Annotated in this window: 22 protein-coding genes; 10 read left to right on the forward strand and 12 right to left on the reverse strand. The window is 73.1% G+C overall.

Translation table 11 applies throughout. The annotated features are described in order from the left end of the window. Together uraH and KSP35_RS22580 are read right to left on the reverse strand one after the other, a co-directional pair. Positions 1-384 (reverse strand): hydroxyisourate hydrolase, encoded by a 384-nt coding sequence (gene uraH / locus KSP35_RS22575; RefSeq protein WP_216998011.1) that lies wholly within the window; start codon positions 382-384, stop codon positions 1-3. Next, complete coding sequence (locus KSP35_RS22580) at positions 375-1,529, reverse strand: FAD-dependent monooxygenase (protein ID WP_216998012.1); 1,155 nt, start codon at positions 1,527-1,529, stop codon at positions 375-377. The genes uraH and KSP35_RS22580 overlap by 10 nt, the downstream gene beginning before the upstream one ends. 227 nt (positions 1,530-1,756) lie before the next feature. On the opposite strand from KSP35_RS22580, the gene KSP35_RS22585 reads away from it, so the two are divergent. The 4 genes from KSP35_RS22585 to KSP35_RS22600 are packed head-to-tail and all read left to right on the forward strand — an operon-like array spanning position 1,757 to position 5,482. Continuing rightward, positions 1,757-2,470, forward strand: a complete 714-nt coding sequence (locus tag KSP35_RS22585) for a GntR family transcriptional regulator (RefSeq protein WP_216998013.1) — start codon at positions 1,757-1,759, stop codon at positions 2,468-2,470. Next, the gene (locus KSP35_RS22590) at positions 2,467-3,450 is read left to right on the forward strand and encodes an aromatic ring-hydroxylating dioxygenase subunit alpha (RefSeq protein WP_216998014.1); all 984 of its coding nucleotides are present in this window, start codon (positions 2,467-2,469) and stop codon (positions 3,448-3,450) included. The genes KSP35_RS22585 and KSP35_RS22590 overlap by 4 nt, the downstream gene beginning before the upstream one ends. Beyond that, positions 3,447-4,682 (forward strand): Rieske 2Fe-2S domain-containing protein, encoded by a 1,236-nt coding sequence (locus KSP35_RS22595; protein ID WP_216998015.1) that lies wholly within the window; start codon positions 3,447-3,449, stop codon positions 4,680-4,682. The genes KSP35_RS22590 and KSP35_RS22595 overlap by 4 nt, the downstream gene beginning before the upstream one ends. Before the next feature lie 41 nt (positions 4,683-4,723). After that, on the forward strand, positions 4,724-5,482 hold the full coding sequence (locus KSP35_RS22600) for a sulfite exporter TauE/SafE family protein (protein WP_216998016.1): 759 nt from the start codon (positions 4,724-4,726) through the stop codon (positions 5,480-5,482). Positions 5,483-5,595: 113 nt separating this feature from the next. On the opposite strand, the gene KSP35_RS22605 is transcribed toward KSP35_RS22600, so the two are convergent. Further along, positions 5,596-5,823 carry a DUF6869 domain-containing protein gene (locus tag KSP35_RS22605; RefSeq protein ID WP_216998017.1) on the reverse strand — a complete coding sequence of 76 codons (228 nt, stop codon included), beginning with the start codon at positions 5,821-5,823 and terminating at the stop codon, positions 5,596-5,598. A gap of 310 nt (positions 5,824-6,133) precedes the next feature. Between KSP35_RS22605 and KSP35_RS22610 the strand changes: the two genes are divergently transcribed. Next, entirely contained in the window at positions 6,134-6,511 is a 378-nt protein-coding gene (locus tag KSP35_RS22610; protein ID WP_216998018.1) for a hypothetical protein, read from the forward strand. 224 nt (positions 6,512-6,735) lie between these two features. Next, the gene (locus tag KSP35_RS22615; protein WP_216998019.1) at positions 6,736-7,197 is read left to right on the forward strand and encodes a HEAT repeat domain-containing protein; all 462 of its coding nucleotides are present in this window, start codon (positions 6,736-6,738) and stop codon (positions 7,195-7,197) included. A 118-nt stretch (positions 7,198-7,315) separates the two neighbouring features. Here the strand turns inward: KSP35_RS22615 and KSP35_RS22620 are convergent, their stop codons facing one another. Then, positions 7,316-7,801, reverse strand: a complete 486-nt coding sequence (locus KSP35_RS22620) for a DinB family protein (protein WP_216998020.1) — start codon at positions 7,799-7,801, stop codon at positions 7,316-7,318. A 159-nt stretch (positions 7,802-7,960) separates the two neighbouring features. On the opposite strand from KSP35_RS22620, the gene KSP35_RS22625 reads away from it, so the two are divergent. Beyond that, positions 7,961-8,170, forward strand: a complete 210-nt coding sequence (locus KSP35_RS22625) for a hypothetical protein (RefSeq protein WP_216998021.1) — start codon at positions 7,961-7,963, stop codon at positions 8,168-8,170. Positions 8,171-8,183: 13 nt separating this feature from the next. On the opposite strand, the gene KSP35_RS22630 is transcribed toward KSP35_RS22625, so the two are convergent. Next, positions 8,184-8,579 carry a VOC family protein gene (locus KSP35_RS22630; protein WP_216998022.1) on the reverse strand — a complete coding sequence of 132 codons (396 nt, stop codon included), beginning with the start codon at positions 8,577-8,579 and terminating at the stop codon, positions 8,184-8,186. Positions 8,580-8,704: 125 nt separating this feature from the next. Between KSP35_RS22630 and KSP35_RS22635 the strand changes: the two genes are divergently transcribed. Continuing rightward, the gene (locus KSP35_RS22635; protein WP_216998023.1) at positions 8,705-9,286 is read left to right on the forward strand and encodes a dihydrofolate reductase family protein; all 582 of its coding nucleotides are present in this window, start codon (positions 8,705-8,707) and stop codon (positions 9,284-9,286) included. A gap of 18 nt (positions 9,287-9,304) precedes the next feature. Here KSP35_RS22635 and KSP35_RS22640 read toward each other — a convergent pair whose 3' ends face one another. Next, complete coding sequence (locus tag KSP35_RS22640) at positions 9,305-9,727, reverse strand: hypothetical protein (protein ID WP_216998024.1); 423 nt, start codon at positions 9,725-9,727, stop codon at positions 9,305-9,307. Positions 9,728-9,861: 134 nt separating this feature from the next. On the opposite strand from KSP35_RS22640, the gene KSP35_RS22645 reads away from it, so the two are divergent. Further along, entirely contained in the window at positions 9,862-10,209 is a 348-nt protein-coding gene (locus KSP35_RS22645; RefSeq protein WP_216998025.1) for a hypothetical protein, read from the forward strand. A 51-nt stretch (positions 10,210-10,260) separates the two neighbouring features. Here KSP35_RS22645 and KSP35_RS22650 read toward each other — a convergent pair whose 3' ends face one another. The 5 genes from KSP35_RS22650 to KSP35_RS22670 form a co-directional block, all read right to left on the reverse strand. Then, positions 10,261-10,770, reverse strand: a complete 510-nt coding sequence (locus KSP35_RS22650) for a hypothetical protein (RefSeq protein WP_216998026.1) — start codon at positions 10,768-10,770, stop codon at positions 10,261-10,263. 113 nt (positions 10,771-10,883) lie between these two features. Continuing rightward, positions 10,884-11,579 (reverse strand): LamG domain-containing protein, encoded by a 696-nt coding sequence (locus KSP35_RS22655; RefSeq protein ID WP_216998027.1) that lies wholly within the window; start codon positions 11,577-11,579, stop codon positions 10,884-10,886. A gap of 243 nt (positions 11,580-11,822) precedes the next feature. After that, positions 11,823-12,284, reverse strand: coding sequence for an SRPBCC domain-containing protein (locus tag KSP35_RS22660; protein WP_216998028.1), 462 nt, complete (start codon positions 12,282-12,284; stop codon positions 11,823-11,825). 28 nt (positions 12,285-12,312) lie between these two features. Next, positions 12,313-12,741 carry a PPOX class F420-dependent oxidoreductase gene (locus KSP35_RS22665; protein ID WP_216998029.1) on the reverse strand — a complete coding sequence of 143 codons (429 nt, stop codon included), beginning with the start codon at positions 12,739-12,741 and terminating at the stop codon, positions 12,313-12,315. Positions 12,742-12,792: 51 nt separating this feature from the next. Next, a complete protein-coding gene (locus tag KSP35_RS22670; protein ID WP_216998030.1) occupies positions 12,793-13,860 on the reverse strand; it encodes a hypothetical protein in 1,068 nt (355 codons plus the stop codon). Between the two features lie 275 nt (positions 13,861-14,135). Between KSP35_RS22670 and KSP35_RS22675 the strand changes: the two genes are divergently transcribed. Further along, on the forward strand, positions 14,136-15,575 hold the full coding sequence (locus KSP35_RS22675; RefSeq protein WP_216998031.1) for an ice-binding family protein: 1,440 nt from the start codon (positions 14,136-14,138) through the stop codon (positions 15,573-15,575). 246 nt (positions 15,576-15,821) lie between these two features. Here KSP35_RS22675 and KSP35_RS22680 read toward each other — a convergent pair whose 3' ends face one another. Continuing rightward, positions 15,822-16,145: a helix-turn-helix domain-containing protein gene (locus KSP35_RS22680; RefSeq protein WP_216998032.1), complete on the reverse strand. Its 324-nt coding sequence runs from the start codon at positions 16,143-16,145 to the stop codon at positions 15,822-15,824. Positions 16,146-16,239 lie beyond the last annotated feature (94 nt).

A 16,239-nucleotide genomic window follows, 5' to 3' on the forward strand; every position in this document is an offset into this window, starting at 1 on the left:
TCAGCTCCCGCGGTAGGTGGTGTAGGACCACGGCGTGGCCAGCAGCGCCACGTGGACGTGGCCGGGATCGGTGCCGATGCCGAAGCGCACCGGCACGACGTCGAGGTACCGGTCGCCGCTGCCGGTGGACGCAGCGAAGTGGTCGCCGAGGGCGAAGGCCAGCTCGTAGGTGCCCGGAGCCAGGGCATCGCCCTCGAGCAGCGGGGCATCGGTGCGGCCGTCGGCGTTGGTGGTGACCGACGCCAGCTGCTCGCCGCCACCGTCGGCATCGAGGCGGCGCAAGGTGACGGCGACGCCGGCGGCGGGCAGGCCCACGGTCACGTCGAGCACGTGGAGCGACAGCCAGGCGCGCCCCGCACCGTCGCCGGCGGCGCTCACCGGCACGGCCCGGTCTCGATGGAGGCGGCGATGCCGCCGATGATCGACGACCCGTCCTCCTGGGCCAGCTCCTGGTACCAGGCCTCGGTGGCGGCCGGGTCGTGGGCGTGGGACAGGCGGGAGCGCTTGAGCGCCCGCTCGATGATCCGGGCCGCCCGGGGCGCCCGCTCGGCGGAGTACCGCTGCAGGGCGTCGGCGATGCTCACGCTCGTGGTCGTCAGGTAGTTGGCCAGCACCAGGGCATCCTCCATCGCCAGGCAGCCACCTTGGCCCAGATCCGGTGCGGTGGTGTGGGCGGAGTCGCCGAGCAGCACCACGTTGCCGCGTGCGTAGGTGTCGATGGGGGCGTGGGAGTGGATGGCCAGGGTGGCCACCCCCGGCGGGTCGATGGCCTCGATGAGCGCCTGGACCCGCTCGTCCCAGCCGGCGAAGTGCTTGCGCAGCGCGCCCTGCGGGTCGGTTCCGTCCGGCACGGCGTCCGGCGTGGGCACGTCGAAGAAGAAGTACTGCCCGTCGCGCACGGGCATGGTGGACACCCGCTTGCCCTCGCCCACGTGCACGGTCCACGAGCGGGGGTCGCCCAAGGCTGCGGAGTCGGGGACCACGCCGTTGTAGTTGTGGTAGCCGACGTACTCCCGCTCCACGGTGCGGCCCACCACGTAGCTCCGCAGCTTCGAGTGCGTGCCGTCGGCCACCACCGCGAGGTCGGCCTCGTGGCGCTCGCCCGCCTCGGTGTGCACCACCACCCGTCCGTCGACCTCCTCCACCGAGGTGCAGCGCTGGCCCATGGTCAGGCGGTCGCCGATGTTCCCGAGCAAGAGGGCCTGCAGGTCGGCCCGCCGCACGGGGTACGGCCGCTCGCCCACCCGGTCGACGAGGGGCTGGAGGCTGAAGTCGCACAGCGTGGTGCCGTGCAGGTCGCGGTAGCAGAGCCGCTCCATGGACCCGCCGACGGCGGCGATGCCGGCGCCCAGGCCCAGGGCGTCGAGCACCTTGACCCCGTTGGACCACAGCGAGATGCCGGCGCCGATGGGGCGCAGCTCCCGCGCCTGGTCGAGCACCCGCACCCGGTGGCCGTCGCGCAGCAGGGCCACCGCGGTGGTGAGCCCGCCGATCCCACCGCCGATGACGAGGACGTCGAGGTCCTGCACGGCGTCAGGCCCGCCGCGACCGCAGGGCGGCCCGCGCCACGGCAGCGGCCGGGCCGGGGCCGGGGACCGGGGTGGTCCGAGCGGGTGGTTGGCGACGTGGGGGCATCTCGTCCTCGGGGTCAGTGATTGACTATGTATACACAGAATGCCAAAGTGGAGGCAACCACTTGTCTGACATTCATCTGAACGAAGCCACACAAGGGTTCAGCCGCCAGGAGCCTGCATACATGACCACTTCGACACCCGCCTGGGCCCCGCACGACGAGGCGCTGCGCTACGAGACCGCCTACGGCCAGCTGCGCCGGGAGCTGCTCGACGACACCATCGCCCCCGGCACCCGCATGCGGGAGGTCGAGCTGGCCGACCGCCTGCAGGTCAGCCGCACGCCGGTGCGCGAGGCGCTCCGCCGGCTCGAGAGCGACGGCTTCGTCCAGCGCACCTCCACCGGCGGCCTGGTGGCCACGCCCACCGGCCCGGACGACCTCGGCGACATCGGCCTCCTGCGGGTGGAGATCGACGGGCTGGCCGCCCGCCTCGCCGCCGCTCGGGGCTCCGAGGCCGACTGGGAGCGGGTCTTCGCCCTGGTCGACCAGCTGCGGGAGGCGCCGGACGACGCCACCATGGCCCACGTCCACCGCAACCTGCACCGCGAGATCTACGCCATCGGCTTCAGCCCGCGCATGGCCGCCTTCTTCAACGCCCACCTGCTCCCGTACATCGAGGACGCGGTGAACGTCGGCCCCGGCTACCAGTCCGACCCCGAGGGCGCCTACCGCCAGCACCTCGCCCTGGTGCGAGCCCTCTCCAGCGGCGACGTCGAGCGGGCGGTGGCGGCCAGCCGCACCCACGCCGAGAGCGGCGTCCGCTACGCCAAGACCCGCACCCAGGTGGCCGAGGGCTCCTCGGCCCGGCGCGACGCCGAGCTGGAGGCCACGTCGTGAGCATCGACCACCTCCGCCCCTACTGGCACCCCGTCGCCTGGAGCCGGGCCATCGGCACCGACCCCGTGGCCACCACGCTGCTCGACCAGCGCGTCGTGCTCTGGCGCAGCGAGGGCGAGGGCATCGTGGCCAACGCCGACCAGTGCCCGCACCGCGGCACGGCCCTGTCCATCGGCACCGTCGAGGACGGCTGCCTGGTCTGCCCGTACCACGGGTGGAAGTTCGAGGCGGCCGGCGCCTGCGTGGAGATCCCGCAGTTCGGGCCCGACGCGTCGATCCCGGCCCGGGCGTCCATCGAGCGGTTCCGCTGCACCGAGCGCTACGGCCTGGTGTGGGTGGCGCTCGAGGAGCCGGTGGCCGACATCCCCGCCTTCCCCGAGTGGGAGGACCCCGCCTACCGGCACGTCGAGTGCCCCGCCTACACGTGGGAGACCAGCGCCGAGCGCATGGTCGAGAACTTCACCGACTTCGGCCACCTCGGCTACCTGCACGACGGGTACCTCGGCGAGAAGGAGGACCTGGTGGTGGCCAGCCACAAGGTCGACGACGTGGGCGACGCCCTCCACTACGCGATCTCCATGAACGTCCCGAACACCAACGACGAGTTCACGGTCACCGACCTGACGTCGGAGCGGGGCGTGCAGACCAACACCTACGTGCTGACGCTGCCGTACACCATCCACCTGCAGTGCCACTACGCCGAGACCGGCGGCAACCGAACGCTGTTCTTCGTGGCCCAGCCCAACACGGCCACCACGTCCACCGGCTTCTGCTTCCAGTCCCGCGACTTCGACCTGGAGGGCGAGGACCAGCCCTACGCCGACTTCCAGGACCTGCTGGCCGAGCAGGACCGGCCCATCATCGAGAGCCAGGTGCCCGCCGAGCTGCCGCTCGACCTCACCGACGAGCTGCACCTCCCGTTCGACCGGGTGGCGATCGCCTACCGCCGGGCCCTGTCCCGCCTGCGGAGCGCAGCGTGACCCCCGAGCAGGCGCTCGCCGCCGCCCCGGCCAAGGCCCCGGCGGCCGTGCCGGTCGAGGGCGAGGCGCCGGAGGCGTTCGAGCTCGACGGCCAGCCCATGGTCCGCTGGACCGACGCCGAGGGCTGCACCCGCGTGGCGCACGACCGCTGCCCGCACCGCCGGGCCCCGCTCTCGGCCGGCTACGTGGCCGACGGCGTGCTGCGCTGCCGCTACCACGGCTGGGGCTTCGGCGGCGACGGCCGCTGCGTCGACGTGCCCGCGCTCGGGCCCGAGGGCCGCATCCCACCCCGCGCCCGCCTCGAGGTCGTCCCCAGCGAGGTCCCGGTCACGCTGCCGGCGGCGCCGACCGCCGGGTCCTGGCTCGACGGCGACACCCCCGGGCTCGAGCGCTTCTGGCACCAGGCCTGCCGCCTCGGCGAGCTGGCGCCAGGTGCGTCGGTCGAGACGGAGCTGCTGGGCACCACCTGGACGCTGTCGCTGGCGGCCGACGGTGCCACGTACTCGGCCCGCACCGCCGAGGGCGCCGAGCCGTTCGCCGTGCAGGCCCACCTCGACCACCTGTGGCTGGCGCCCACCGCCCCGCTCGCCCCGCTGCCAGAGGTCCCCGAGTGGGGCCAGGACGGGTGGCACCTCCGTCGGCTGAGCCGAGCCGAGGGCCGCTTCGGCGTGGGCCTCCTGCTCGACAACCAGCTCGACGCCGGCCACTTCGCGTTCGTCCACACCACCACCTTCGGCACGCCCGACGCGGCGCGCCTGCCCGAGTCGGTCGTCGAGCGCGACGGCACCACCGTCACCTGCACCATGCGGGTGCCCATCGCGGCACGCAACCTGGCGGTGGTCGAGGCCGAGGACGACGAGCCCCGCTCGCACCGGACCATGCACTACGCCTTCCACGCCCCGCTGTGGCTGCGCCTGCAGCTCGACTACGAGGAGGGCCTCGGCAGCACGATCCTGCTGTTCGGCTTCGTGCCCCAGGGCCCGGGCCGCGCCCGCATGGACCTCGACATCCTCTTCCGCCGCCCCGAGGGCTTCACTGAGGACCAGCTCGACGAGCGCCTGGCGTTCGAGGAGCAGGTGGTGGCCGAGGACCTGCACCTGCAGCGCCTGTTCCACGACCTGCGCCTGCCGCTCGACCCCGCCGCCGAGCTCCACACCAAGGCTGACCGCTACAGCCTCACCTGTCGCCACCTGCTCCGCGACCTGCTCGCGGAGGCCGCCGCTACGGTCTGACGGCCCCCCGCCGCCCTCCACCGGATCGACGACCACCTCGCATGACCCTCTTCGACGGCGCCCTCGTCGCGTTCGCTGGCCTGCTCTGCGGGATCGTCAACTCGATCGCCGGCGGCGGCTCGCTCATCTTGTTCCCGGCGCTGCTCGGCACCGGCATGAGCTCGCTGTCGGCCAACGTGACCAACTCGGTGGCCACCTGGCCCGGCTACCTCGGCGGCGTCGTGGGCTTCCGGGACGAGATCCGCAGCCAGCGCAAGCGCCTGCCCCCGCTGGTGGTGGCCACCCTGGCCGGGTCCACGGTCGGCTGCGTGCTGCTGCTCGTGACGCCCGAGGGCGCGTTCGACGTGGTGGTCCCGTTCCTCGTCCTCTTCGCCAGCGGCCTGACCGCCCTGCAGCCGTGGGCCAAGCGCCGCATGGCCAAGGGCGCCGCCACCGGCGAGCGGCCCAGCCGTGCCGCGGTGGGCGGCATCTTCGTGGCGGCCCTGTACGGCGGCTACTTCGGCGGCGCGCTCGGCGTGATCATCGTCGGCGTGCTCGGCCTCACCGTGCACGACACCTTCCGCCGCCTCAACGCCGGCAAGTCGCTCCTCTCCCTGGTCGACGCCAGCGTGAGCGTCACCGTCTTCGGCCTCTTCGGTCCCGTCGAGTGGCAGTTCGCCGCCGTCGCCGCCCCCAGCACCCTGCTCGGCGGGTTCCTCGGCGCCAAGGTCGCCAAGCGCCTCGACGAGAAGGTCCTCCGCGCCTGCGTCGTCGGCTTCGGCGTCCTCGTCTCCATCTACCTCCTCATCCGCGCCCTCTGACCGCTGGGTCCGGGACGGCGGCCAGCGGCCGGGCGGTCAGCCGAGCCGAGGTTGCGGCGACGAGCCCAGCTCTCACACCTCGGGCGGAGTGGCTCCCAACGCGCAGGGCTCGCTCAAGGGGCCAGGCCGAACTTGGTCAGGCGCTGGAGCACGGCGGGGTCGCGCCCGGAGTACCAGACCGAAGTGAGGGCGGTTCGCAGCTCGGGGCTCTGGCGAACGGCGTCTTCGAGAGCGGTGACGAGTTGCGGGCCGTGCTGCTCGAGCAGGTCTTCGAGGGCTCCGGCGCCGAGGCGTGACAGCGCCTCCTCATCCGGCGCGGATGATGCCAGCTGCTCGACCAACCGGACGGCTTCGACGCCCCCCGGCGCGCACCTGTTCCTCGACCCGCTCCCATGCCCACGCGCCCTCGCCGGCCTCAGCGCGGAGGCGGTCCGCCCGTTCGCTGCTCGAAGTCAGCGCCACCCACCGCCAGTAGGTCGAGGTCAGCTCCTCCGACTCTGCTCGCACGTACCCGACCCTACGACGCCCACCCGTCCTCTCGAGCGGCGAACAGCAGGGGGGTCCGGTGTGGCCTGTCGGCGAGGGAGACTCGGTGGGTGAGCGACGGAGCCTTCGTGCGGTTCGTGGTCCAGCAGCCCCACCCGACGCTCGATGCCGAGCTCGGGATGTTCACCGCGCTTCGAGGACATCGACTTCGACCAGCAGAAGGGGTCGATCCAGCGGGCCCACGACGAGGCCTGGTACTGGTTCAGCCGCGACGGCGGCGGAGGGCTCTACCGGCCGCGCCTGGCGGGGAAGGCTCGCAGCCAAGCGGTGCGGAGGTCGCTGTTCTGGTTCAAGGCGGAGGGCAGGTTCGCCCGGAAGGACAAGGGTGCGGTGGTCCGGCGTGCGCGTCAGCTGGCCCAGGTCATGGGCGACGCCGGGGTCGAGGTCCGAGAGCTCTGGACCGATGATCCCGGTGAGGTCATCTGGGAGGACCGGAAGCAGGCCCTCGCCCGCCCGTCCGCTCCGATCCCTCGGGCCTTCTGAACCTCGAGGCCGGGTGGTGGTCGGCTAGCCATGCTCCATGCGTTCATCGCTGCGGCCCGAGACGGACCTGGGCACGGAGGAGCTCTTCGCACGTGCTGGAGGACCTTCGCCGCCACGACGACGATCGCCTCGGGGCACTGCTGGCGCTCCACGAGCGGCCTACGCAGCAGGTGGTCGACCGGTGCATCGCCCTGTGCTCGAGCGAGGATTCCCACGAGCGGGTGGTGGGGCTTCGCATCCTTCGCGAGCTCGGCCACCCCTACGTCGACGGCGACGGGCTGTGGGCGCCGATCGAGCCGCTCGTGGTCCAGCTCGCGCTGTCCGATGACGTAGCCGAGGTGGTCCGGTGGGCCATCTCATGCCTCGGCTGCCAGGCGGAGAGCCCGACGGCGCTCGCTGCGGTCCTTCGCAGGGTCGATCACGACGACGGTGGCGTTCGCTTCGCGGTTGCGGCCGCGTTGCCCCATCTCACGTCCAGCGGTGAGCCCGATGGGCACGTCGTCCAGGCGCTGCTGGCTCTGGCGGACGACGAGGCGGCCGATGTGAGGTCCTACGCGATCATGGGCCTCGCCGGCGACCTCGGCCTGGCCGGCTCCATCGAGCCGCAGTTGCGGGCCCACCTCGCTGACCCCGACGAGCAGATCCGCACCTACTGTCAGGGCGTGCTCGACGGCGACTGGTCTTGAGCCCCGCAACCGGTGGAGCGGTCTTCGCCGAGGCCGTCGATGGCCGCCGCCCCTACCCGGCCGACGGCAGCCCCGCCGGTGTCATCGGGGTCACCCGCACGCCAGGTCTGCGAAGGGACTAGGCGCCCTTGCGGTGTCGGTAGAGGTCTCGGAGGAGGGCGATCTCTGCGGTGTGGTGGATGAGCTCGTCGGCGGTGTGGAGCGCCACGGCGAGGGCGGTGGAGTCGGCGAACGGTCCGGCGGCAGGTCCGAGCGGCTCGAGCCAGGTGGGATCGCCGACGGCTTCGATGACGCATCGCCACTCGTCGTAGCTGCGTCGGAAGTGGTCGACGCCGGCGAGGGCGGACCGCGGTCGCTCCCGCGCCGAGGGGGTGAACCCGGGCTGCAGGAGCCCGTTCAGCGGGTGGCGAGCGACGGCGTCTGACACGTGGACCAGCCGCCACGCGATCGTCGTGACCTTCGGGTTGCCGCGGCCGTCGACGAGCTCGGCGCGCTTGGCTCCCAGGTCTGCGGCGCCGGGAGCGGGCTTCCAGCGGTACTCGTCGTCGCTGAGCCCTTCGAGGCGAGCCACCGTCCGGTCGGCCACGTGATCGAAGAGCGACAAGAGCTCGCCCCCTACCGTTGCGCCCACTCGGCCTCCTCGCTCGGGATCGCCGCCTGCTGGCATCCTCGCACCGACCGTCGGGGCCCAGGGGTCCAGGGGGGCATCGAGGCGGTGGGCTCGCCTCGTAGCCTGGCCGCTCGACGAGGCGAGGAGGCGAGCGTGACGAGGGCGGAGATCGACGAGCGGTTCCGGTGGGTGGGCCTCGGCATCTGGGCGCTGTTCACGCTGTACATCGGTGTCGTGACCTGGATCGGCCGGCACCCGCTCGGCGACGTGGTCCACTCGACCACGCCGTTCTGGCTCGTCGCCTTCGGCATCCAGCTCGTGGTGCGTGGCGTGCTCCGCAGTCGCGCTGCCGGCTGGCGGTAGCGGCAGCCCTCCGTCAGGTGGCGAGCTCCCAGACCTGGCCGCTGGGGTCGCGGAAGCTGGCGGTGCGCGGGCCCCACGGGCGGTCCATCGGGCCGTTGAGCAGCTCGACGCCGCGGTCACGGAGGCGGGCGCACCAGGCGTCGACGTCGTCGACCTGGACGGTCATCACCGATCGGACGCCGGCGTCGACCGGGGCGATCGGCGCCGGGTCCACCAGCTCCGGCGCGGCCTCGCGCCGCAACAGGTTGATGAGCGCCTCCCCGAAGCGGAACACGCTCGACGCGTCGTCGCCGAACACCGGCTCCAGGCCGAAGACCTCTCGGTAGAAGCGGTCGGTGGCCTCGAGGTCGTCGGTGACCAACGTGATCGCCGCGATCGTGGTGGGCCAGGCATCGACGGGCGGGGTCATGGCCGGAACGGTAGGGCGTCCGGCGTGTCCGTGGTCCGCCCGAGCGATATCCACCGCCGGGTCCGATGAGTTTCCGGCGCTGCCGTGGTCTGGACCGGTGATCGCTGACGAGAACGGAGACGCAGGTGCGCAAGCTGAAGGTCATCAACCACATGTCGTTGGACGGCGTGATGCAGAACACGCCCGAGGACGGGTTCCCCTACACCGACTGGGGCGCGCCGTACCGCAGCCCCGAGGGGCGGGAGTTCCTGCTCGGCGCCTACGGCGAGCGCTACGACGCTCTGCTCGGCCGCCGCACCTACGACCTGTGGTCCTCGTTCTGGCCCAACGTGCCCGCGGGGGATCCCTTCGCCGATCGGCTCCGGGTGGCGACCAAGTACGTCGTGACGCACCGCCCCGAGAGCCTGGAGTGGGGCCCGTTCGAGGCCGTGGGCCCGGACCTGGTCGAGGGCATCGGTCGGATCAAGGCGTCCGACGGGCCGGACCTCATCTGTTGCGGCAGCTCCACGCTGACCTCGGCGCTGATCCAGCACGGGCTGGCCGACGAGCTGATCCTGCCGATCAACCCGGTCCTGGTCGGCACCGGCAAGCGGCTCTTCGCCGAGGGCACGCCGGGCCGGACCTTCGAGCTGGCCGGCACCACCGCCCTCCCGTCGGGCATCGTCGTCTGCTCCTACACCCTCGGCGACCCCCTCCAGCTGGCCTAGGTCGGTCGCTGCCGCGGTCTAGCGGGCGGCGATGGTGGCGATGACGGCGACCACGAGGGTCGCCACGGCGAGGAGGCCGTGGCCGATCACGACCGCGGCGGGCAGGGCGGCGTCGGCCTCGCTGTCGCTCCGACCCTTCATCCACTGGGTGAACATGGCGGTGCCGATGCCCATGCCCACGACGAGCAGGACCAGGGCGAGCACCCGAGCGGCCGTCTTCGGCTCGCCGGCCGGGACCGCGGCGGTCGCTGCGAACAGGATGAGCCCGCCGACGGCGAGGGTGGCGTGGGGCGCCACCTTGCCGGCGGTGACTGCGCCTCGCTCGACGTAACCGGGGTCATACGTCGACCCGGTGCGTCGCAACGCCCGGTACCAGACGCCCGCCAGCGCGAGGCCGCCGAGGGCGGTCACGGTCCAGAGCACCACGGAGAGGCCGATCATGTTGCGGCCACTACCCCCGGCCGTGGCCGGGAGACGAGCCGGCCCCCGATGTCCCCGTTCGAGGGACGCTCGCCAGCGACCGGCTGCAGCCGGTCGGTCGACCCCGCGAGCCGTGCCGCCGTACGCTCGCCGCCATGGCCGGGCGGCAGCGGGAGATCGTGGTGGTGCTCGGGGTGCTCGCGCTCGGACTGGTCGGCTGGGGCCTGTGCGGCACGACCTCCCACCCGTGGCGCGGCACCGGGGCCCACCCGAGCCGGGTTTCGTGCGGCTCCTACCTCCTGCCGCGGCGCCTGGACAACCGGAACGCCGACGCCGTCGTCGACCACGATGCTGCTTGCCGGGCGCCCCGCGAGCACCAGGCCATGCCGTTCGTCCTGGCCGGCTTGGCGGTCGGCGCCCTCGCCGCGGTGGTGGCGACCGGTCGAGGCGGACACGTCGCCGTGACGGCCCCACGAGCTCCTGGCGCGATCGACCTGTCCTGACCGTGGCCCCGCCGACCGGCGCGGCGGCGGTGGGCGAGGCGAGGCGCGGGCTCAGGTAGGGGAGCGGCGGCGGGTGAGGAGCTCGCGGATCGCCAGGAAGCTCCCGGCGAGCAGGACGCCGCCGGCGAACAGGTAGGGCCACGGGGGGCCGAGGTTGCCTGGGGTGGCGCCGAGGTAGCTGCCGTCGAGAGCGGTGGTGCCTGCGCCGGTCCCGCAGTCGCCCTTGAAGTCGAAGGCGATCTGCGAGCTGATCCCCTTCTGGCCGCGAGGGAAGCCCACCACCCGGTAGCGGTGGCCGACCTGCAGCGGGCGCTTCGTCCCGTCGTAGCGGACCACCACCGTGCCACCGGGCTCCGGTACCCGGTCGGGCGGCAACGGGACCTGGCCGGGCGTCCGGTCGAAGGTCGGTCGATCGCGGATGACGCGGTAGGTCACGACGTCGCCGGCGATGCCGACGACGGTGCCGTCGAAGTCCGCCACCGGACCCGCCATCGAGCAGGCACCCGCCGGCGCCGGGGCGACGAGCGACACGAACCCGCTCGCGGCGACGAGCGCAGCCACCGCGATCGACCGTCGAGCGGTGTGCCGCCTGCATCCGACCCGTCCGCGCTGCTGCGCCCCTCCAGGCGGGATGCCTCGCGGCCGAGGTCGAGCCGGACACGGTCTCGACGGGCTCAGTCGGTGAAGGGGGAGCGGTTGGAGAGCCCGTCGCCGATGCCGGGCCCCGCCGTGCCCACGTTCAGGTCGTTGCCGTGCGGTGACGAGTCGAGGGTCTTGCGCTCTGCGAAGCGGTCGAAGTGCCACAGCGCCAGCGTGGAGGCGTCAGAGCGGTACGCGGCGTGGGCCGGGGTGAAGGTGGCGTCCCACCGCAGCACGCTGGAGAGCCGCAGCTCGTCGACCTCGACCGAGCAGCCGTTGCAGCCGTTCCCGGGGCCGACCGTGAAGTCGCGCCGCTGGCCGAACTGGGCGGGGTTGGCGCCCGACCCGCTGGTGAACGCTCCGCTCCCGGACGTCCCCGTGGCGCGACGCACGCCGTCGACCCACAGGCTCACGTCGCCAGCCAGCGAACGCTGCACCGCGACGTGGTGCCACTGGCCGTCACGGACGCCGCCGCCGCCCAGGTCCGTGCACACCGGCGACGGCATGCCCAACGCCGGATCGAGGTCGTTGTTGTACACCTCTTCCGGCCGGGCCGCGAACCAGAGGTCGCCGTCGGGGGCGATGCCGAAGGCCCAGTGGTTGAGCTCCGAGATCGGGAACTGCCCCTTGAACCAGGTGCGGCCGATGGAGTCGACCAGCGAGGTGCCCTGGGGGGCTCGACAGGTCGGGTCGTCGGGGCTCGGCCAGGTGGCGCGGACCCACAGGTCCACGGTGAGGTCCGGACGCGACGATGAGCGAAGATCCCGCGACCGGGCTGGTCATGGCGGACGGGAACGCACGGGGCCCTCCGTAGGCGCTTCCACCGAGCACGATCGATCGCTCGCAACCCGCCAAGGCGACGACCAGCGCCGCCACCACCAAGATCCGCACAACCCGACGCATCGCCTGCTCCCCGTTCCGTCGCCCGCCGGGGCCGACGCTAGCCAGGTGCGGGCCGTGCCGCCGAGCGCCGGCTACCGCTCGAGGTGGGCGGCGAGGTTGGCCAGGGACGAGGCCATGCCGGTTGCGTGGTCCGCAGCGGAGATGCCGTCGGGGACGCCCTCGGCGATGATCTCGACGTGCGTGCCGGTCCCGTCGGGCGTGACCTGCCAGGTCATCGTCATGGTGCCGGCGAGGTCGGCGTCGTCGGATTCGAAGTCGACGGCCTGCACCACGCGCTCGCCCTCGACGACCTCGACGAAGCGGGCGTCGACGACGTCGGTGTCGGCGGTGGCCTTGCCTGGTGAGCCCGCGGCGTCGAGGTAGGTCAGGACCAGCCGGTACCCGCCGCCGGGTCGAGGGTCGAAGCGCTCGAACCGGCCGGCCATGCCTGCCGGCGGCAGCCAGGCGACCAGCAACTCGGGGTCCACCAGCGCGGCGTAGACCGCAGCAGGCGGCGCCGCGATCGTGCGGGAGGCTCGGTCGGTCCTGGGCACGGGTTGCTCCTGTCGGGGTGGGGGCCGGTCAGGCCGGGGTGGCGGCCATGCCGTAGGCGTGGGTGGGACGGAGGCGCAGGACCAGGCGGCGGTCGGCGACCATCGCCCGGCGGTAGTCGTCCCAGTCGTCGTGCTCGCCGAGCAGGTCCCGGTAGAGGGCGACCAGCTCCTCGACGGCATCGTCGTGGGGATCGGCGGCCACGGCCGACAGCTCGGCGTCGCCCTCCAGCACCACGTAGCTCCAGAAGTCCTCGGCCGTCACGTGCAGCGAGATCCTCGGGTCGCGAGCGGCGTTCTTGGCCTTGGCCCGATCGGCGGTGATCGAGACCCGCACGAGGCCGTCGGCGCCCACCGCGTACTTCACGTTCGAGGCCTGGGGGCGACCGTCGCGCTTGACGGTGAGGAGCACGCCGTCGTCGTGGCCGCGGGCGTAGGAGAGGGCTTCGTCGAGGTCCATGGGGGGTGCAACGAGGCGTCGGCCGCCGGTGTTCCCGGATCGGCTGCCAGATCAGGTCGGACGGGTGAAGCCGGTGGTGGCGTGGACGAGGCCGACGGTCGCCATGGTGGCCAGGCCCGGCGGCGCCGCGCAGGTGGGGGCGATGGCGTTGACCGCGGCCATGACGGTGGCGATGCTGGCGGCCCGCACGTGCTCGGCGATGGGCTCGGGCCGCTCGAAGCTGGCCAGCACCATGGTGTGGGTCCGGAACGACGGGTCGCCCTCGATCGTCAGCGTCCAGCCGTCGAGCGGGCGGGGCCAGTGCGTCGGGTACTCGCCACCCACCGTCCAGAGCGTCTCGATCTCCACCAGCACCTCGCCGTCGCGGAGGCCGCGCCAGTGCCAGCGCTGCCCGGCCACGGTGCCGGCGTGCAGCGTGGTGCCGAACACATCGTGGTCCTCGACGGCGTCCACCAGCTCCACGTCGGTGGTGATCTCGTCGAGCTCGGCGCCGAGAGCGGTCGCCACCAGCGCCACCACCTCCTGGAAGATGCCGCTGTTGAAGCGGAGGAACTCGCTGGCCTCCTCGGTCACCTCGGCGGCGGGCTGCCCGAAGCGCATGTTGTCGAACGTGATGTGCGTGCTCTCGTAGAAGGACCAGTCGGCCCGCTCCTGGAGCACCACCCGGTCGACCCGTCGGCTCATCGACGAGAGGGCGAGGGGCAGGACGCCGCTCAGGACGCCCGGGTTGAGCCCGGTGCCGTGGATGGAGGTGCCGCCCTCCCGGCAGGCGGCTTCTAGGCGCTCGCGGTCCGCGGCCGGCAACGACGCCGGGTGGAAGAGGAAGGCGGTGGTGACCACGTTGGCGCCGGAGGCGAGGATGCGGCAGACGACGTCGAGCGATGCGATCCGCGGTGCGTAGACGACGCAGTCGGCGCCCAGGGCGAGCAGTGCGTCGACGTCCTGGGTGGCGGCCACGCCGAGCGGCTCGATGCCGGCGATCTCGCCGAGGTCGCAGCCGTCCTTGGCGTCGGACGACACCCAACCGCCCACCAGCTCGAGGTCGTCACGGAGCGCGAGGGCGCGGATCGCCTCCACCCCCTGGTTGCCCGTGGCCCACTGGATGACCCGAAGCGCCATGTCCCGACCTCCCTCTCGACGTCGGCGGCACCCTAGGTCGCTCGTATCCGGCGGGGCCGTGACCTGGGCCGGAAGGGCCTCGACGGCCGCAGGGGCGGTCGGTGGTCCGGCGGACGGACACTGCTTCATCGGCACAAGTCGCCGGAACTTGAACACTAGAAAAAGATTGCCAGTAATCAGATTCGGAGGTAGGTTTCGCTGGCAAGCAAACGACTGAGCGTGACTGCCGCCCACCCCGGGCTCGGCGCCTTCCGTCATGAAGGAACGCCGAAGCCATGGACACCCGTCCCCGCACCCAACCCGTCCGCTCCGCCCGCCGACCGGCGGCCGTCGCTGTCGTGCTCGCCATCGCCCTGGCCGCGACGCTCGCCCTGCCCGGCCGGGCCGAGGCCGCCCAGGCCCCCGTCGGGCTCGGCGGTGCGACCACGTTCGCCGTGCTCGGCGCCTCCACGGTCACCAACGCCGGCGCCACCACCATCGTCGGCGACGTCGGGCTCAGCCCCGGCAGCTCCGTCACCGGCTTCGAGTCGGCCACGGTCACCGACGGCAGCACCCACATCTCCGACGGCTCGGCCAACCAGGCCCAGGCCGACGCCGGCACCGCCTACGACGACGCCGCCGCCCGCTTGCCCCGCACGGCGGTCACCGCCGACATCGGCGGCCAGACCCTGGTGCCAGGCGTCTACGGCACCGACAGCTCCCTCGGGCTCACCGGCACGGTCACGCTCGACGCCAAGGGCGACCCCGGAGCGGTCTTCGTCTTCCAGGTGGGCAGCACGCTCATCACCGAGCCCAGCAGCCGGGTGGAGCTGATCAACGGCGCCAACCCCTGCAACGTGGTCTGGCAGGTCGCCAAGTCGGCCACGCTGGCCAACGGCTCCACCTTCATGGGCACGATCCTCGCCCTCGCCTCCATCTCCGCCGACACCGGTGCCACCGTCGAGGGCCGCCTCATCGCCCGCACCGGAGCGGTCACCCTGAAGGCCAACACGATCACCGTGCCCGACTGCGCCGTGGTGGTGCCGACGCCGACGACCACATCGACCACCCTGGCGCCGACGACGGCGGCGCCCACCACCGTCGCCCCCACCACCACCGAGGTGGTGCCGACGCCCACCACGACCGGCCCGGTGGAGACCACGCTCCCAGAGGCGACCACGACCACCACCGAGGTCGTCGTGACCCCCACCACCGAGGTCCCGACGCCCACGACCGAGGCGCCGCCCACGACCGAGGCTCCTCCGACCACCGAGGCTCCTCCGACCACCGAGGCCCCGACGCCCACCACCGCTCCGCCGGTGACGCAGCTCCCGCCCACCACCGAGGCGCCGCCCACCACCGAGGCGCCCACCCTGCCCACCACCCCCGAGACGCTGCCCGAGACGTCGGTGCCCGCCACCGTGCCCCAGGCCGCCGCCACCACCACCACGCAGGTGCCGCCGGGCCCGCCCACCACCCAGGGGCGCTTCATCCTCCCCCCCTCGGCCCTGCCCAGCACCACCACCACGGTGCCGATCTCGGTCGAGGCCACCACGACGGTCCCGGCCCAGACCACCGCCCAGGTGCCGGGCACCCCGACGACGACCACCACGAGCCTCGCCCGCACCGGATCCGACGTCGGCCGCCAGGTCCTCGCCGGTCTGCTGAGCGTGCTGCTCGGTGGCGCCCTCCTGCTGGCGGCCCGTCGTCGCCGGATGGCCCCGTACGAGGGCTGATGCCCCGGGCCTCGTGCGCCCGCTGCACCTGATCCACCACCGCCTCGGGCACCTCGGTGCTCGGGGCGGTGGCGCGCCTGGGCCCCGGTGGTGCGTGGCGCCCGCGCCGTGCCGGGGGCCGGCCGGGAGGCGCCTCCGTGACCGGCGACGGCGTGGACGACGCCTCGGCCCTCGGCGGTGGCGGCCCGGTTCCCGGGCCGGCGAGCGAGCTCGACCGGCGGCGGCCGCTGGGGGCCGCGCGCTGCCTCAGCTGGCGAGGGGGCGGTCGCCCTTGCGGCGGTCGTGGCGGTGGTCGCGGGTGTCGGTGAGCAGCTCCAGCAGCTGGCCGACCGTGCGCTCGGGGACGAGCGGGTCGTTGAGCGGCAGGTGGTCCTGGAGGTGGTACCGGTTGCGACGGCCGTCGCGCTCCTTCACCACGTAGCCGGCCTCGGTGAGGTCGGCGACGATCCCGAACGCCGTGCGCTCGGTCACCTCGAGCGCCGCGCCGAGGTCGCGCAGGCGGGCATCGGGGTTCTCTTGGATGAAGAGGATCGCCCGCCCGTGGTTGGTGAGGAAGCTCCAGGAGGACATGCGTCCAACGTAGCTCGATTCCAGAACCGATTTGCGAGAATCTTCGGATGGGGGCCTGACCAGGGCCGGGCCTGCGACCCGCCCCACGTGGCCG

This window comes from Aquihabitans sp. G128 (assembly GCF_019048865.1).
Taxonomy (GTDB): domain Bacteria; phylum Actinomycetota; class Acidimicrobiia; order Acidimicrobiales; family Iamiaceae; genus Aquihabitans.

Bases quoted from the DNA above. Each gene is read 5' to 3' on its own strand.
- KSP35_RS22585 (WP_216998013.1), top strand. From the start codon at position 1,757: ATGACCACTTCGACACCCGCCTGGGCCCCGCACGACGAGGCGCTGCGC.
- KSP35_RS22600 (WP_216998016.1), top strand. From the start codon at position 4,724: ATGACCCTCTTCGACGGCGCCCTCGTCGCGTTCGCTGGCCTGCTCTGC.
- KSP35_RS22610 (WP_216998018.1), top strand. From the start codon at position 6,134: ATGCCGAGCTCGGGATGTTCACCGCGCTTCGAGGACATCGACTTCGAC.
- KSP35_RS22630 (WP_216998022.1), bottom strand. From the start codon at position 8,579: ATGACCCCGCCCGTCGATGCCTGGCCCACCACGATCGCGGCGATCACG.
- KSP35_RS22640 (WP_216998024.1), bottom strand. From the start codon at position 9,727: ATGATCGGCCTCTCCGTGGTGCTCTGGACCGTGACCGCCCTCGGCGGC.
- KSP35_RS22645 (WP_216998025.1), top strand. From the start codon at position 9,862: ATGGCCGGGCGGCAGCGGGAGATCGTGGTGGTGCTCGGGGTGCTCGCG.
- KSP35_RS22665 (WP_216998029.1), bottom strand. From the start codon at position 12,741: ATGGACCTCGACGAAGCCCTCTCCTACGCCCGCGGCCACGACGACGGC.
- KSP35_RS22670 (WP_216998030.1), bottom strand. From the start codon at position 13,860: ATGGCGCTTCGGGTCATCCAGTGGGCCACGGGCAACCAGGGGGTGGAG.
- KSP35_RS22675 (WP_216998031.1), top strand. From the start codon at position 14,136: ATGGACACCCGTCCCCGCACCCAACCCGTCCGCTCCGCCCGCCGACCG.
- KSP35_RS22680 (WP_216998032.1), bottom strand. From the start codon at position 16,145: ATGTCCTCCTGGAGCTTCCTCACCAACCACGGGCGGGCGATCCTCTTC.